Below are 15,844 nucleotides of genomic sequence, written 5' to 3'. Positions count from 1 at the left end.
TGGTTCACGGTGCCAAAATTACTAAATTGAATGGTAAACCCGGTTATTATGTTCCTTCGGTCCAAAAGTAATTCGATTGTTTTGTTAAGTCTTACCTTTGCATTCTCATTACAATGCCAAGATAAGCCTATGACCAAAATTAATGCGCCCGTTGCCAAAAAGGTTGAGCATAAACTCGAAAAACACGGCGATATTCGAATCGATCCCTATTATTGGATGAAAGACCGCGAAAATAAGGAGGTTATAACCTATTTGGAAGCGGAGAACGACTACTACTCCAAGTGTTCGGAACATACCAAAGACTTTCAGGAACGCCTTTTTGCCGAAATGAAGGGGCGTATAAAGGAGGATGACGAATCGGTACCTTACAAAGAGAACGGTTATTGGTATATTACCCGCTACGAGAAGGGGAAGGAGTACCCGATTTATTCCCGAAAGAAGGAAACCCTTGATGCCGAGGAGGAAATCATGTTCGATGGCAATGAAATGGCCCAAGGGCACGATTACTTTAATATTGGGGGCATCGCCATTAGTCCGGATAACAAATTGGCGGCGTTCGGGGTCGATACGGTATCGCGCCGTCAATACACCATACGGATAAAGAATCTGGAAACCGGGGAAATCTATCCCGAAAAAATCGAGAACACAACCGGGGGATCCGTTTGGGCCAATGACAACAAGACCCTCTTCTATACCCAAAAAGACCCGGTCACCTTGCGTTCCGATAAAATATACAAGCACAAACTGGGTACGGATGCCAAGGATGACGAACTGGTTTTTCATGAAAAGGACGAGACCTTCGGAACCTTTGTATACAAGTCAAAATCGAAAAAGTACATCATTATAGGGTCGTACAGTACCCTTACTTCGGAGTATCAGACCTTGCTTTCCGACCAGCCCGACGGGAACCTGAAAATGTTTTCCCCCAGAAAAAGGGGGGTAGAGTACAATATCTCGCATTATGGCGACCATTGGTACGTTTTGACCAACAGGGACGGTGCGACCAATTTTAAGTTGATGCGGGCCGAAGAGGGGAACACCTCGTATGACAATTGGAAAGAATTTATACCGCATAGGGAAAATGTGCTTTTGGAGGATATCGATATCTTCAAGGACTTTTATGTGGTGTCGGAACGTGAAAACGGGCTCAATAAAATCAAGATCCACAGGTGGGACGGCAGTGAGAGCTACTACCTTCCCTTTGAAAGTGAGACCTACACCGCCAACGTAAGCCGTAATCCCGATTTTGATACCGAAATACTGAGGTTTTCGTACAATTCGATGGCCACGCCGAATTCCGTAATCGATTTTAATATGCGCACCCGTAAAAAAGAGGTAAAAAAGGAACAAGAGGTATTGGGCGGCACGTTCGACAAGAACAATTACATCGAAAAGAGAATTTGGGCGACGGCCCGGGACGGCGCCAAAATTCCCATGTCGCTGGTTTACCATAAAGATACCCGCCTTACGACGGACACACCTGTACTGCAATATGCCTACGGCTCGTACGGGTATACGGTAGATCCTTATTTCTCGACGGTACGCCTAAGTCTTTTGGACCGTGGCTTCGTTTATGTCATAGCCCATATACGCGGAGGCGAATATTTGGGCAGAAAATGGTATGAAGAGGGTAAGTTGCTGAAGAAAAAGAACACATTTACCGATTTTATCGATTGTTCCAAGTTTTTGATCGCCCAAGGCTATACCAGTGCGGATCACCTTTATGCCATGGGGGGCTCGGCAGGTGGCCTGCTGATGGGTGCCGTCGTCAATATGGCCCCTGAACTGTACAAGGGTGTTATTGCCGCCGTACCTTTCGTGGATGTGGTTACCACGATGCTCGACGATTCGATTCCTTTGACCACGGGAGAGTACGACGAATGGGGCAACCCCAATGACAAGCAATATTACGAGTACATGAAATCGTATTCGCCCTATGATCAGGTTAGGGAACAAGCCTATCCGAACATGTTGGTAACAACCGGTTTTCACGATTCACAGGTACAGTATTTCGAACCTGCCAAATGGGTAGCGAAATTGCGCGAAATGAAAACGGACAGTAATCTTTTGCTCTTCGACATCAATATGGATGCGGGCCACGGTGGAGCTTCAGGTAGGTTTGAGGCTCTTAGGGAAGTAGCCAAGGAATATGCATTTTTGTTGGATTTGGAAGGTTTGATCGCCTAATTGAAAAAAAATAGTAATTTTGTACCAAGGAGTATGCGAAAAGTTCAAGACTTTCGTTTTCCCACAAACTAGACATCCTTTATGGAACAAAAGATTAAAGCTTACGATAATATTCTAGAATTAGTAGGCAATACCCCTCTCGTTAGATTAAACAGAATTACCAAAGGTTTTACAGGCAATTTCTTTGCCAAGGTCGAATCTTTCAATCCAGGTCACTCCTCGAAAGACCGAATAGCCATGCATATTATAGAGGAGGCCGAGCAAAAGGGCATCCTGAGCCCGGGAAGCACCATCATCGAGACCACTTCCGGTAATACGGGCTTCAGCATTGCCATGGTCAGCATTATCAAAGGTTATAAGTGTATTTTGGCAGTCAGTTCGAAGTCGTCAAGGGACAAGATCGATATGCTGCGCTCTATGGGCGCTACCGTATACGTCTGTCCCGCACATGTTAGTGCGGACGATCCCAGGTCGTATTACGAAGTGGCCAAACGCCTACATCAAGAGACCAAGGGCTCCATATATATCAACCAGTATTTCAACGAACTGAACATTGAGGCGCACTATGCGTCCACAGGGCCTGAAATTTGGGAACAGACCGGTGGGCAGATTACCCACTTGGTGGCATGTAGCGGTACCGGGGGCACAATTTCCGGGACGGCCAGGTACCTAAAGGAGCAAAATCCAAAAATAAAGGTCATAGGTGTCGATGCCTACGGTTCCGTATTGAAAAAATACCACGAAACCGGGGAGTTCGACAGTAAGGAGATTTACCCCTACCGGATCGAGGGATTGGGCAAAAACCTGATTCCCGCGGCCACGGATTTTACGGTAATCGACGAATTCATAAAGGTAACCGACTCCGAAAGCGCCCATACGGCACGTGAAATAGCCCGAACGGAAGGTATTTTCGCGGGTTACACCAGTGGTGCGGTCATGCAGGCCTTAAAACAATTGAACGAAACGGGGGAATTCAAACCGGGCGATAATGTAGTCGTTATTTTTCCCGACCACGGTTCCCGCTACATGAGCAAGGTGTATAGCGACCAGTGGATGGAAGACCAAGGCTTCTTTGATACCGAGACGGTCGAAGAGACCCAGAAGATTCAGTATGTTAAAGAATAATAGCTTCCTGTAAGGTATGCCAAAGCAGCAATCATAAATGATCGTTGCTTTTTTTGTGGACATAATATGTTATGAATTCCGTGCTGAAAACCATACTTTTGCAGGCAGAACTTAATCCAAACGAATGCGAGATTTATTTGATAGAATTTTAGAAAACAAGGGGCCCTTGGGAAAATGGGCCTCACAGGCTGAGGGTTATTTCGTTTTTCCTAAACTGGAAGGACCGATTTCCAACCGAATGAAATTTCAGGGAAAAGAGGTCGTTACTTGGAGTATCAACGATTATTTGGGATTGGCCAATTTGCCCGAAGTAAAAAAAGTCGATGGCGAGGCCGCAGCCGAATACGGCGCCGCCTACCCGATGGGGGCCAGAATGATGAGCGGACACACCGATTATCATGAGCAATTGCAGCAAGAACTTGCCGATTTTGTACAAAAGGAATCTGCATACCTGTTGAACTTTGGCTATCAGGGAATGGTTTCGGCCATTGATGCCTTGGTGTCAAAAGACGACATTATCGTTTATGACGTAGACTCCCATGCCTGTATTATCGATGGGGTACGTTTGCATATGGGCAAGCGTTTTACCTTTAAGCATAACGACATCGACAGTCTTGAGAAAAATCTTGAACGCGCAACGAAGATGGCCGAACATACCGGAGGGGGTATTTTGGTAATTTCCGAAGGGGTTTTCGGTATGCGTGGGGAGCAGGGCAGGTTAAAGGAAATCGTAGCCCTTAAGAAGAAATACAAATTTAGGTTGTTCGTCGACGATGCACACGGCTTTGGAACCTTGGGCGAGACCGGTGCGGGTACGGGCCAGGAACAGGGCGTACAGGACGATATCGATGTGTATTTTGCCACCTTTGCCAAGTCTATGGCGGGTATCGGTGCGTTTTTGGCCGCCGACAAGGAAATTATAGAATACCTAAAATACAATTTGCGCTCACAAATGTTCGCCAAGTCCTTGCCCATGATTTATGTAAAGGGGGCCTTGAAAAGGCTTGATATGTTGCGGACCATGCCCGAACTCAAGGCGAAGTTGTGGGAGAATGTGAATGCCTTGCAAAACGGACTCAAGAGCAGGGGCTTCGATATAGGAAATACCAATACCTGTGTTACCCCGGTCTATTTGAACGGAAGCATTCCCGAGGCCATGGCCTTGGTAAAGGATCTGCGTGAAAATTATGGAATATTCTGTTCTATAGTGGTTTACCCGGTAATACCTAAAGGATTGATCCTTCTTCGTATGATTCCGACGGCCACCCATACCATGCAGGATATAGAAGAAACATTGGACGCTTTTTCTGCCATTAGGGACCGATTGGAAAACGGTACCTATAAAAAATTGTCCGCCGCCGTAGCGGCCGCTATGGGAGAATAGTTAAAAAGTTTGTTGTATAAAAAAGCCCCGCAGCTTGCTGCGGGGCTTTTTTCGTTTACGCCGCTTTTTTGTTCTTTGGCAAGCAGTCCCGAACGAATTCCTGCCACGATTTAATGGCGCCCAATTCGCCGTATAAAGGGAGGTTGTCGTCCGTATTGAAAAACTCAAGGTTTATTTCGTCCTGCTTGTTCGAGTAGGGAATAAGTCGTAATTCCAGTTTTTCGATAACCAGGTTCTGTTTCTTGTTCTGTCTTAAGGTTCTGTCGGTTTGCCGAATTTTGCAATCCTTGACCTCCTTCAACGCAATTTGGTATTCTTTGATACGGTCTTGTCGTTGCTTGATAAAAAACAAAAATTCCCGGTTTTCATCCGTTCCAATGGCAAAATTGGTGAAAATTTCATATTTGTGTAGCTTACGGTTTCTCTCCCGGGCCATTGATGCAAGCGTGTTGCGTAATTTATTTTTCCTTTTGTTTTTGCCGATATAGAGAAATATAAAGGGCAAAATACAGATAACTATAATAATGGCAAACACGATGGTGCTGCCTAAGTCCGTTTTCATTACTATACTTTTTTAGGTTTTGATAATAGATAGGTACTGCCCCAAAGGCCGGGCAGGTATATTCGGTCAATGCAGTGTAAAGACTGCCTTTAAGACGCTAGTTTACCAGAAGTAATGAAAAGGGAATATAATATCGCACTTTCGAAACCGCGTGAGCAGGTTGTGCGAATAGATTTTGTACGACCTATATTCGGCCGCTAGGTATGTTTCAATGAATTTATGAAGGGCTGTAAAGCCGGGAGGGACTTGGTGATAGCTTTCGGGCAAGGATTCAAGGCCCTGTAGCGAATCGTCGAAGTCTATGAACTGGCAAGGGAGTTTGGTAGATGCCGAATACGCCTTGCCTTCGTCGTTGGCCGAACCATCAAGGAGCGGGGGTTCAGGCGAAGGACGACTGCCCATGCCCAAGGAAACGAAGAGCACGGAGGTCAGTACGAACACCCCGATCGTCCTAAAAAGCGTATTCATTTTGCGAAAATGGTCGAACATATAGACTTTAAGCAATCAAAGGGGCAAAGTTAAGTACTTTTTTGTTTAGGTAATCTGTAGCGTCTTATTAACTTCTTCAAAGGCCTGCGCCTTATCGGCAAGTACTACCAAGGTATCGTCGGCCTCGATTTGAGTGCTTCCATTGGGCGTGATATAGTTGTTGTCCCTTATGATCATGGCTATGATCGCGTTTTTGGGAAAACCGAGGTCCACAATTTTCTTGTCGACGGCATAGCAGTCTTTGGTGACCAGTATCTCCCGCATTTCGGCCTTGGGGTTTTCGGTCATCAGCAAATCGGTGGCCGTAAGTTTTTTTGCTTTTTCGGGCAGGGCCACATGCAGCCATTTGGCGACAATTGACAAGGTGGTTCCTTGGATCAAGACCGAGGTGACCGAAATAAAAAAGACAATATTGAATATTACATCGGCCTTTTCAATACCGGCCAAAAGGGGATAGGTAGCGAATACGATGGGAACGGCCCCACGCAGCCCTACCCAAGAGATGTAAAAGCGCCTTCGCATTTTCATCTTAAAGAACATTAAACTGAGAAAGACCCCGATAGGACGGGCAACAAGGATCAAAAAAATCGATATCAGGAGGCCAATGCCGATATAGGGTACCACCTGCGAAGGAAACACGAGCAGGCCCAGGGTCAAGAAGAGCACGATCTGCATGAGCCAGGCCAGACCGTCGTAGATCTTTAGTATGGTCTTTTTGTGGATGAGGTCTTGGTTGCCCAGATAAACGGCACAGATATAAATGGCCAGAAAGCCGTTCCCGCCTATGGTGTTGGTCGCCGAAAAGGTGATGAACATTAGGGAAATGACCAGGACGGGATAAAGGCCCTCGAAATCCAATTTTATTCGGTTGATAATAAGTTTGCTGAGCTTGCCGAAGAGAAAGCCGGCTATGCCGCCCAAAATCATTTGCTGCAAGAGCAGGGGAATGACCGAAAGGACGTTCTGGTCTTGGTTCATCACCAAGGTTAAACTGGCTATGGTCAGTACATAGGCCATGGGGTCGTTACTTCCGCTTTCCAATTCCAAAGTAGGTCTTAGATTGGTTTTAAGGGCAAGACTTTTAGACCTTAATATCGAAAATACGGCCGCGGCATCCGTAGAGGACACGATGGAGCCCAAAAGCATGCTTTCGTAAATGGTAAAGTCGGTGACAAAATAAACGAAGGTTCCTAGTGACAGGGCCGTTAAAAGTACGCCCAAGGTAGACAGTGCCAGTCCTTCGCGCAATACAGGTTTAATGGCGTTCCAGTTCGTATCGAGCCCCCCGGAAAACAAAATAAAGTTCAGTGATACCAAACCTATGAACTGGGCTATCTGGGGATCGTTGAAATTGATGCCCCCTATGCCCTCCGATCCGGCCAACATTCCGATGGCCAAAAACAACAGTAGTACCGGAACGCCGAACCGGTAGGAGGTCTTTCCGGCGATGATACTGACAAACAATAATACCGATCCTACTAAAACTATATTCTCAATGGTCAGGTTCATATAGGGACTGATAAAATTTAATTTGTGATGATGTTGGGGCCCGTCGAATTTTACGTCCTAAAACCCCTGGTAACGTCACAAAGAATAATTATTTTTTGCTTTTTGGTCAATACCCGTGGGTGTTTTTTTTGACATATTTGCCCCGAATGCACGGCACGGTCAATCTTACCTCCTAGGTGTGTGCACAAAAATACCACAAACACGGGTCTTTTGCACTTTTAATATTCGTTGCCGAGGCTTTTTGTGAATGCCCGGGCAGGAATAGGGAGCCATGGAAAACGGGTGCATCGCGCGGGGAGGTGAAAAGAGGCTAATGCTGGTAGTCATCCGTCAGAGGTCCTTTTTATACGTAGATCGACGTTTGTATATTTTGGGATCGAAGTGTTTCCACATTTGCCTGATGGCGATATTGTCTTCCAACTCAGGGGTGCGGTAGCACATTTCGATGCCTTTTTTCTTAAAGGTCTTGTAGTATTCGTTAAAGATGATTGCCGTCACGCCCTTGTTCTGGTAATCGGGATGGATGCCGATAAGGTAGAAAAAAGCGTCCTTGTTGTATTTCTTGGCCCTGAGAAGGTGAAAAATGCCCCAGGGGAACAATTTTCCGTTGGCTTTTTGCAAGGCTTTGGAAAAGGATGGCATTACGATGGCGAAGGCCATCAGTTTATCGTTTTTGTCGACGATGAACTTGATGTACTCGGGATTGATAAAGGAGATGTACTTTTTCTTGAAATACGCTTTTTGCTCTTCGGTAATGGGTACGTGTGAAGAGAGCTTTGAATAGGTTTCGTTAAAAAGGTCGAACATTTGGTCGGCCATGGGCAAAACCTCCTTCGTTTTTGTAAAATTGATTTCCCTTAGGCCGTACCGGGCCTTTACCAGCTCGTTGAGTTTGGTGAACAGGGCCGGGTCGGCATTGCTGGTAGGAAACTTGTTTTCCACATATCGTTTCTCCTCCTTAAAACCGAGTTGTTCGTAGTGGTTTACGTAGTAGGGATAGTTGTACCAGGTGACCATGCTTCCGATATGGTCGTAGCCGTCGGTCAAGACCCCCACCTTGTCAAGGTTCGAAAACCCGACCGGACCTTCCATAAAATCCAATCCGTGTTCTTTTCCTATTTCCGCTACCTTTTCCAACAAGACTTTGGAAACCTCCAAATCGTCTATAAAATCAAACCACCCAAAACGCATTTTTCTGACCTTCTGTTGGTTTACCTCAAGATGGTTCACGATGGCGACGATTCGGCCTACGACGGTGTTGTCCCTATAGGCTAGAAAAAAGCGGGCATCCGCATTTTTAAAGGCAGGGTTTTTGTTTTTGTCGAAGGTTGCCATCTCGTCGGCGATGATGGGGGGGACCCAATATGGAGAGCCCTTATAAAGCGAGAAGGGAAACATGACGAACGCCTTCATATCGCTCTTGGATACCGCTTCCTTTAAGGTGACCATACAATTGATTTTATAGGGTCAATATTAGGCATAATTAGGATGAGAATAAAATAATGGCCCTAATTTATGGTCATGGGTTTAAGTTCAGGTGGTTAAAAGTCAATGGCCCCGTTATCACTATTTTTTTTCTTCTTTTTTTCCTCCTTTTTCAGTTTTCTCAACTGTTTCTTCGTAGGGCCAAGATCGATGTCCTCGGCGCCACTTCCGGTTTTCTTTTTCTTTTTCTTTTCCTTTTTCTTCATGCTGTTCTTTTTGATGGCTCCCCCGTTTTCTCCCGCATTTTGCTCGTCTATGGCCTTGAGCTTGTCTTTGTGGAGGTCAAGGCGATATGAGGCGCCCATGGTCACAAAGATTCGGGAAGGGGTGTTTTTGAAACTGGCCCCAAGGTTAAAGTCCACTTGAAGATCCTCGCTCAAAAGATGGGCTATGCCTCCGCGCAGGAGAACGTCCGAATACCGATCGCTGTCGATTCCTTGGTTTTCGACAAAAGCGCTCCATTTGGGGTTTCTGAAGGCGTGGGTAAGGGAGACGATGTAGCTCAGTTCCGGAAAATCGGTGCTTATACGGTCGTAGGCAAAGTTGCCAATAAGTACAAAGCGGGGCGAAAGCCTACTTTGGGTGGCTACCATGGCGCGGTAAGACACTGTGGGGTCTCCGACATAAAACGGATTGTCGCCCAGGTTAAAGGTGGCGCCCCCGTAAACGGACACCGAGGGAATCAGGTTTTTCAGCTGAAAGACGTTGTTGGCCCGCCAACTGTAAAGATTGGGCTTGTTGCGCTCTTCCGACTTGTACCGATCGTATATCAAAAATTTGAGTCCGACTCGGTTTCTTGAAAAATCGGTCAGATTGTATGAGGTGCCAAAATCGGTATAGGTGATGTTTTGGTTTTGGTAAGTGCCCTCGTAAATGATTTCGAGCTCTTCAAAAAGTAGGCCGTACCTCAGGGCAAATTCTCCCCCCCATATGTTGCTTTCGGTGTTCAATAGGGAGTGGTCGCTCTGCTCGTAAAAGACCCCGCCTTCGACCTGGATGACATTTCGGCCCACGGCATAGGCGCTGACCGATTGACCGGGGCGGTTTGAGTTGATTACATCGGTATATTGGGCTAGCCCGATAAGGGGCAGCATAAAGATTAGGCTGTTAAAAAAATTTTTCATTTTTCTACGGTTTGCAAAAGGCTCGATAAGGTTGTCACCTGTCCAAATGTTACGATTTGTACGCTTTTAATCGGGTGGTTCGCGCCGCCCCTGTCAAGCGCTTAGGGCTACTTTAGCTTAATTTTAGCAGTTTTGACCCCATATTACAACGTCAGAATCGTATTTTTGATATAATCATACGTAGAAAAATGGCATTTTTAAAGACAATATTAATAATACTACTGGTCTATTATCTTTTTAAGATTTTGGTCCGGATGTTTGCCCCCAAAATTTTTGGTTACGCGGCACGCAAGACCGAGGAACACTTTAAGGAACGTTTCGGCGAATTTGCCCAGCAAGCGCAGCGCCAAGAAGAACGTGTTGGGGAGGTTATCATAGAAAAGAAATCGGTAAAGAACAGCAAGCCGTCAAAGAAAGTGGGCGATTATATCGATTTCGAGGAAATCGATTAGGTCAATGAAAGAGGGCTTGCCGCCCCAAGACAGGCCTTCTTGATACCCCTTTTTTACTTCGTGCGCCAATTTACGCACCCCGAATTCCCATGCATCCTCGCAAAAGTCGGGATAAGTTCGTTATTTTAGCCCTGTTAATTGATATTTCCAGTTATGCAAAAAGGATTAAAAGCCTTCTTCGTCCACTTTTTTGTAACCGTGTTCTTTGTTATCGTCGCCTTGGCTTATTTCCACCCCGTTCTACAGGGCAAGGTCATCGAACAGTCCGATATCGTCCAGTTTACCGGAATGGCCAAAGAGCAGAACGACTTTCGCAAGCGAACCGGGGAAGAGCCCTATTGGACGAATAGTGCCTTTGGCGGAATGCCTACCTATCAGCTTGGGGCCTATTACCCCCACGATTATGTGAAAAAACTGGATCGGTTGATTCGGTTTTTGCCCCGGCCCGCAGACTATCTATTCCTCTATTTTATCGGATTTTATATTCTTTTGTGCTGCCTAAAGGTCGATTATCGATTGTCGGTTTTGGGGGCGCTGGCCTTTGGCTTTTCGACTTACTTGATAATTATATTGGGGGTCGGCCATAACGCAAAGGCCCATGCCCTTGGCTATATTCCCATGCTCTTGGGGGGCATCGTCCTCGTCTTTAGAAAGAAATACCTCTGGGGGTTCATCCTTGCCGCTATCGCCATGGCCCTTGAAATTGGGGCCAACCATTATCAAATGACCTATTATTTTATGTTGTTGGTACTGGTTCTCGGGGTCGTATACCTGGTCGATGCCGTAAAAAAGAAAGAACTAAGGCACTATTTTCTTTCTGTAGGCATCTTGCTGGGTGCCGTCATTCTGGGAATTGCGGCCAATGCCACAGGGCTCATGGCCACCAAGGAATACGCCGATTGGAGTACACGTGGCAAATCGGAGCTGACCATCAACCCCGATGGTTCGGCAAAGGAAAAGACGGATGGACTCGATAAGGAATACATCACCCAGTACAGTTATGGCATCGCGGAGTCGTTGAACCTCTTCGTGCCCCGCTTGTTCGGAGGGTCGAATGGGGAGGACTTGGGCGAAAAGTCCAAGAGTTTTAACTTTTTGATCGATCAAGGGGTTTCTAGAAGCCAGGCCCTTAGTTTTTCCAGTGGCTTGCCTCTTTATTGGGGCGATCAGCCCATAGTTGCCGGGCCGGCCTATATCGGGGCAATCGTCTTTTTTCTGTTTGTCTTGGGGCTGTTTTTGGTCAAAGGCAAGGCCAAATGGTGGCTTTTGGGCGGAACCTTGATGTCCCTGATGCTTTCGTGGGGCAAGAACTTTTCGTTGCTGACCGATTTTATGATCGACTATTTTCCCCTGTACGATAAGTTCAGGGCCGTATCGTCGATTCAGGTGGTATTGGAGCTATGTGCCCCGGTAATGGCCGTATTGGCGTTGCGCCAATTGTTTAATAGTAAACTTGGGGTATCTGAAAAGACCAAGGCCCTAAAAATATCCTTTTTCGGTGTCTTGGGCTTGGGGGTTCTTCTCTTCGTTTTTAAAGGAGCCTTCGATTTTGTGGGGCCGAGCGACGATTTTCTGATCCAGAATTATGGAGATGAGCTGGTTTCCCTGATCCAGGCCGACCGTAGGGCGGTCTACAACAGCGATTTGATCCGTTCCCTCATATTCGTTTTGCTAACCGCCGCGACCATAGGCTTGTACCTGAAAGGAAGGCTTAAGGAAAACTTCACCCTTGTTGCCATTGGCCTCCTGATCGTCCTCGACTTGGTCGGCGTGGGGCTGCGCTATGTCGACGGCGATGACTTTGTGGCCAAGCGCAGAATGGCACAGCCCTTTCCTGAAATGGCATTGGACAAGCAGATCAAAAAGGATAGCGGTATTTTTAGGGTATACGATCCGGCCGAGGGTATAAACGGTGCCCGTACTTCCTATTACCATCAGTCCATTGGGGGCTATCACGCCGCCAAACCGGCCGCCTTGGAAGACTTGTTCCTGTTTCACATTTACAAGGGCAATATGAATGTGTTGAATATGTTGAACGTTAAATACGTGATACAGCAAGACGAAGAGGGCAGGCGCTATCCTGCGGTCAACCCCGAAGCCAACGGCAATGCGTGGTTCGTTCGTAAATTGAACCGGGTGAACAGTGCCGACGAGGCCATAAAGGCCCTTGAAAACCTCGATACCAAAAACGAGGCGGTGGTCAATTCCTCGGATATCGCTTCCTTGGACCGTTTCGAGTTCGAGGTCGACTCCACGGCATCCATAAGTTTGACCGATTATGCGCCCAACCACCTTACCTATACGTCGAACAATGCGAACGAGGGACTTGCCGTTTTTTCTGAAATGTACTATCCCCAGGGTTGGAATGTTTATTTGGACGGAGAATTGACAAGCCACTTTAGGGTAGACTACAGTCTTCGCGCCATGCGGGTGCCCCCTGGGCAACATACCATTGAGTTCAAGTTCGAGCCCGAAGTCGTAAAAAGGGGAAGCCAAATTACCTTGGCTTCGTCCATACTCCTGGGATTGGTCGTTTTCTTCGGAATAGGGTTTTCCTTTTACCAAAAGGGAAAACAAGACAAAGAAGGGGATGGGGCTTAAAAATGGGCGACGACCATGCCCCGAACTTAACCAAGTGTTTGACTTATGAAAAAGGTGCTCATAGTTACATATTATTGGCCTCCTGCCGGTGGTCCCGGGGTACAGCGATGGTTGAAGTTCGTCAAGTACCTTCGCGATTTCGATATAGAGCCCATTGTTTATATTCCCGAAAACCCCCACTACCCGATCGAAGATCCATCATTGGTAAAAGAGGTGCCCAAAAACATAAGCGTCCATAGCCGGCCTGTGTTCGAGCCCTATGGCTTCGCAAAACTGTTGTCTTCGAAAAAAACAAGGCGCATCAGCTCGGGCATCATACAAAACAAGAACCAGTCCTTGGTCGAAAAGGCCATGTTGTGGGTACGGGGAAACTATTTTATCCCCGACGCCAGAAAGTTTTGGGTAAAGCCTTCCGTGGCCTATTTGTCGGAGCTGTTGAAGACCGAAAACATAACCACCTTGGTCACGACGGGGCCGCCGCATAGCGTACATTTGATAGGCCGCAGCTTAAAAAAGGAGTTGAACCTTACCTGGTTTGCCGATTTCAGGGACCCGTGGACATCGATCGGTTACCACAAAAAGTTGAAACTTTCGAAAGCAGCGCAAGAAAAGCATAAGGCCTTGGAAAAGGCCGTACTTACCGAGGCCGACCATATCATTACGACCAGCGAAACCACAAAGCGGGAATTTAGGGGGCTGACCGATCGGCCTATTTCGGTCATTACCAATGGCTATGACACGGGGTATGCCGCCGAGGTCGATCTAGACAAGAACTTTACCATATCGCATATAGGCTCTTTGTTGACGGGAAGAAACCCTAAGAACCTATGGAAGGCCCTTTCTCGGATCGCTTCGGAAAATGCCGTGTTCCGGGCCGACCTGCAATTGGAGTTTATGGGAGTGGTAAGCCAAGATGTGATGGACAGCCTTTATCGCTACGAGCTGGGGCCCTACATCAAGATGAGGGGCTATGTTTCGCATGCCGAGGCCCAGCGGAAACAACGCCAATCGCAACTCTTGTTGCTCGTTGAAATAGATTCGGAGGAAACCAAGGGCATCCTACCGGGCAAGTTGTTCGAATACATACAGGCAAAGCGGCCTATTTTGGCGATGGGCCCAAAAGAGTGGGAGGCGGGAAGCATTATAGCAAAAACGAAGTCCGGAAAAACCTTTGATTACAACTCCGATTCAGAATTGACCTCGGCTATCTTAGCGTGGTACGACGCCTACAAAAAGAACGAATTGGTTTCGACTTCGGTCGATATCGAAGTCTATAGCCGAAGGGCATTGACCGAACGGCTGGCCCATTTGATCAATCAAAATTAATGATATTTAACCGGTTAACATTAAGTGTGTAATGGGTATTGTATTAAAGCAATCATTGAACAACTCCATTGTTACCTATTTGGGCTTTGCCATCGGCGCGCTTAATACCTTGGTGCTTTACCTGAACTTTATGTCGCCCACGTACTATGGCCTTATTCAGGTCATCTTGTCCGCTTCCTTGGTACTTAACCCGATTTTGGCCTTTGGCGTGCCCAATACCTTGGTCAAGTTTTACAGTAGTTTTAAGGATGCGAAGACCACCGATGGGTTTTTGACCCTGATGTTGCTCCTGCCCTTGGCCCTTATTGTTCCGGTAGGGATAATTACGTACTTCGGATATGAGGCTATAGGAAACTTTCTTTCAAGGGAAAATGCCATTGTAAAGGAGTATGTGTGGCACATTTTTTTTATCGGCATGGCCATGGCCTATTTTGAGGTTTTTTACGGGTGGGCCAGGGTGCAGATGAAATCGGTATTCGGAAATTTTATGAAGGAGGTTTTCTCTCGGGTGATGGTCTCGACCATGCTGTTTCTCCTGTATTTCGATATAATCACCGTAGAGTCGTATATACATATCATGGTGGGGGTCTATTTGCTTCGGACCTTGGTTATGAAGATCTATGCCTATCGACTACGCCCTCCGAAATTGGAATTTCAATTTCCTGATAATACCAGGAATATACTGGTTTATAGTACGCTGATCATCTTAGGGGGGTCCATAGCCGTCGTTCTTCTTGAGGTCGACAAAGTGATGATCAACCAGTTTATCGAGTTGGAAAATGTGGCCTATTACAGCGTAGCCGGGTTTATTGCCATGGTCATTGCCGTACCCTCGCGGTCTATGCACCAAATTACCTATCCGATGACGGCTGAACTATTGAACAGAAAAGACAAACAGGCCCTTAAGCGGTTATACCAAAAGAGTTCCCTGACCTTGTTTCTTATTTCTGGACTTTTGTTTTTGTTGATTTTCTTGAACCTGAACGATATGTATGCCATGATGCCCGAAGCTTATGGAAACGGATATGTCATATTTGTATGGTTGGGCTTGGCCAAAGTGTACGATGCCCTTATGGGAAACAACAATTCCATACTCTATAATTCGGACTATTACAGGGCTATTTTGGTCTTGGGGGTTGTACTGGCCGCCATGACGGTCGTTCTGAATTTATGGCTGATTCCCCGTTACGGGTTGAACGGTGCCGCCATAGCCAGTTTTTCGGCCTTGTTTGTTTACAATACCTTAAAAATCGTTTATGTGAAGTTGAAGTTTTCCATTGTGCCCTTCACAAAAAAAACGGGCCTGTCGGCCCTCCTTATGATCGGGACCGGTCTGCTTTTCTACATGTTATCCTTTCCTTTTCACCCAATTGTGAACATCGCCTTGAAAAGTCTGCTGATCACCGTTTTCTATTTAGGTGTGGTATATCGATTTCGAATTTCCGAGGATGTCTATGCCTTGATTGGCAAATACATGAAAAAACTGAGGTAGGGCTTTGATGGCAATGGGGCAATCCATCCTACCGGCATCATCCGTTTGCCTAAGAAAAAGGGGTCTTCGTAGATCAACTGTCCATATAATATGATTTTTGTAGTAGCT

Annotated in this window: 12 protein-coding genes; 7 read left to right on the top strand and 5 right to left on the bottom strand. The window is 46.5% G+C overall.

The genetic code is table 11. The features are described 5' to 3' along the window. Positions 1 to 129: 129 nt before the first annotated feature. The 3 genes from BUB37_RS16030 to BUB37_RS16020 all read left to right on the top strand — a co-directional run bounded on the left by BUB37_RS16030 (position 130) and on the right by BUB37_RS16020 (position 4,696). Positions 130 to 2,187, top strand: a complete 2,058-nt coding sequence (locus tag BUB37_RS16030) for a S9 family peptidase (RefSeq protein WP_094766775.1) — start codon at positions 130 to 132, stop codon at positions 2,185 to 2,187. Positions 2,188 to 2,268: 81 nt separating this feature from the next. Next, complete coding sequence (locus BUB37_RS16025) at positions 2,269 to 3,312, top strand: cysteate synthase (RefSeq protein ID WP_072994838.1); 1,044 nt, start codon at positions 2,269 to 2,271, stop codon at positions 3,310 to 3,312. Between the two features lie 124 nt (positions 3,313 to 3,436). Further along, positions 3,437 to 4,696, top strand: coding sequence for a cysteate-C-fatty acyltransferase (locus tag BUB37_RS16020; protein WP_072994837.1), 1,260 nt, complete (start codon positions 3,437 to 3,439; stop codon positions 4,694 to 4,696). 55 nt (positions 4,697 to 4,751) lie between these two features. Here BUB37_RS16020 and BUB37_RS16015 read toward each other — a convergent pair whose 3' ends face one another. From BUB37_RS16015 to BUB37_RS15995, 5 genes are all read right to left on the bottom strand, one after another. Continuing rightward, positions 4,752 to 5,258: a hypothetical protein gene (locus BUB37_RS16015; RefSeq protein WP_072994836.1), complete on the bottom strand. Its 507-nt coding sequence runs from the start codon at positions 5,256 to 5,258 to the stop codon at positions 4,752 to 4,754. A gap of 102 nt (positions 5,259 to 5,360) precedes the next feature. Beyond that, on the bottom strand, positions 5,361 to 5,726 hold the full coding sequence (locus BUB37_RS16010) for a hypothetical protein (protein ID WP_212635313.1): 366 nt from the start codon (positions 5,724 to 5,726) through the stop codon (positions 5,361 to 5,363). A 66-nt stretch (positions 5,727 to 5,792) separates the two neighbouring features. Further along, entirely contained in the window at positions 5,793 to 7,256 is a 1,464-nt protein-coding gene (locus BUB37_RS16005; protein ID WP_072994834.1) for a potassium/proton antiporter, read from the bottom strand. A gap of 330 nt (positions 7,257 to 7,586) precedes the next feature. Continuing rightward, positions 7,587 to 8,705, bottom strand: a complete 1,119-nt coding sequence (locus BUB37_RS16000; RefSeq protein WP_072994833.1) for a GTP cyclohydrolase — start codon at positions 8,703 to 8,705, stop codon at positions 7,587 to 7,589. Between the two features lie 92 nt (positions 8,706 to 8,797). Beyond that, positions 8,798 to 9,865, bottom strand: coding sequence for a transporter (locus BUB37_RS15995; protein ID WP_072994832.1), 1,068 nt, complete (start codon positions 9,863 to 9,865; stop codon positions 8,798 to 8,800). Positions 9,866 to 10,053: 188 nt separating this feature from the next. Between BUB37_RS15995 and BUB37_RS15990 the strand changes: the two genes are divergently transcribed. The 4 genes from BUB37_RS15990 to BUB37_RS15975 all read left to right on the top strand — a co-directional run bounded on the left by BUB37_RS15990 (position 10,054) and on the right by BUB37_RS15975 (position 15,736). Continuing rightward, entirely contained in the window at positions 10,054 to 10,317 is a 264-nt protein-coding gene (locus BUB37_RS15990) for a DUF4834 family protein (protein WP_072994831.1), read from the top strand. Between the two features lie 153 nt (positions 10,318 to 10,470). Beyond that, positions 10,471 to 12,918 carry a YfhO family protein gene (locus BUB37_RS15985; protein WP_072994830.1) on the top strand — a complete coding sequence of 816 codons (2,448 nt, stop codon included), beginning with the start codon at positions 10,471 to 10,473 and terminating at the stop codon, positions 12,916 to 12,918. Positions 12,919 to 12,963: 45 nt separating this feature from the next. Further along, complete coding sequence (locus tag BUB37_RS15980; RefSeq protein ID WP_072994829.1) at positions 12,964 to 14,244, top strand: glycosyltransferase family 4 protein; 1,281 nt, start codon at positions 12,964 to 12,966, stop codon at positions 14,242 to 14,244. A 31-nt stretch (positions 14,245 to 14,275) separates the two neighbouring features. Further along, positions 14,276 to 15,736 (top strand): lipopolysaccharide biosynthesis protein, encoded by a 1,461-nt coding sequence (locus tag BUB37_RS15975; RefSeq protein WP_072994828.1) that lies wholly within the window; start codon positions 14,276 to 14,278, stop codon positions 15,734 to 15,736. The last annotated feature ends 108 nt before the right edge of the window (positions 15,737 to 15,844 follow it).

The organism is Pseudozobellia thermophila (assembly GCF_900141855.1).
In the GTDB taxonomy this organism is placed as follows: Bacteria; Bacteroidota; Bacteroidia; order Flavobacteriales; family Flavobacteriaceae; genus Pseudozobellia; species Pseudozobellia thermophila.
The sequence above is the reverse complement of the archived record's forward strand: the minus strand, read 5'-3'. Positions and strand labels throughout refer to the sequence as shown.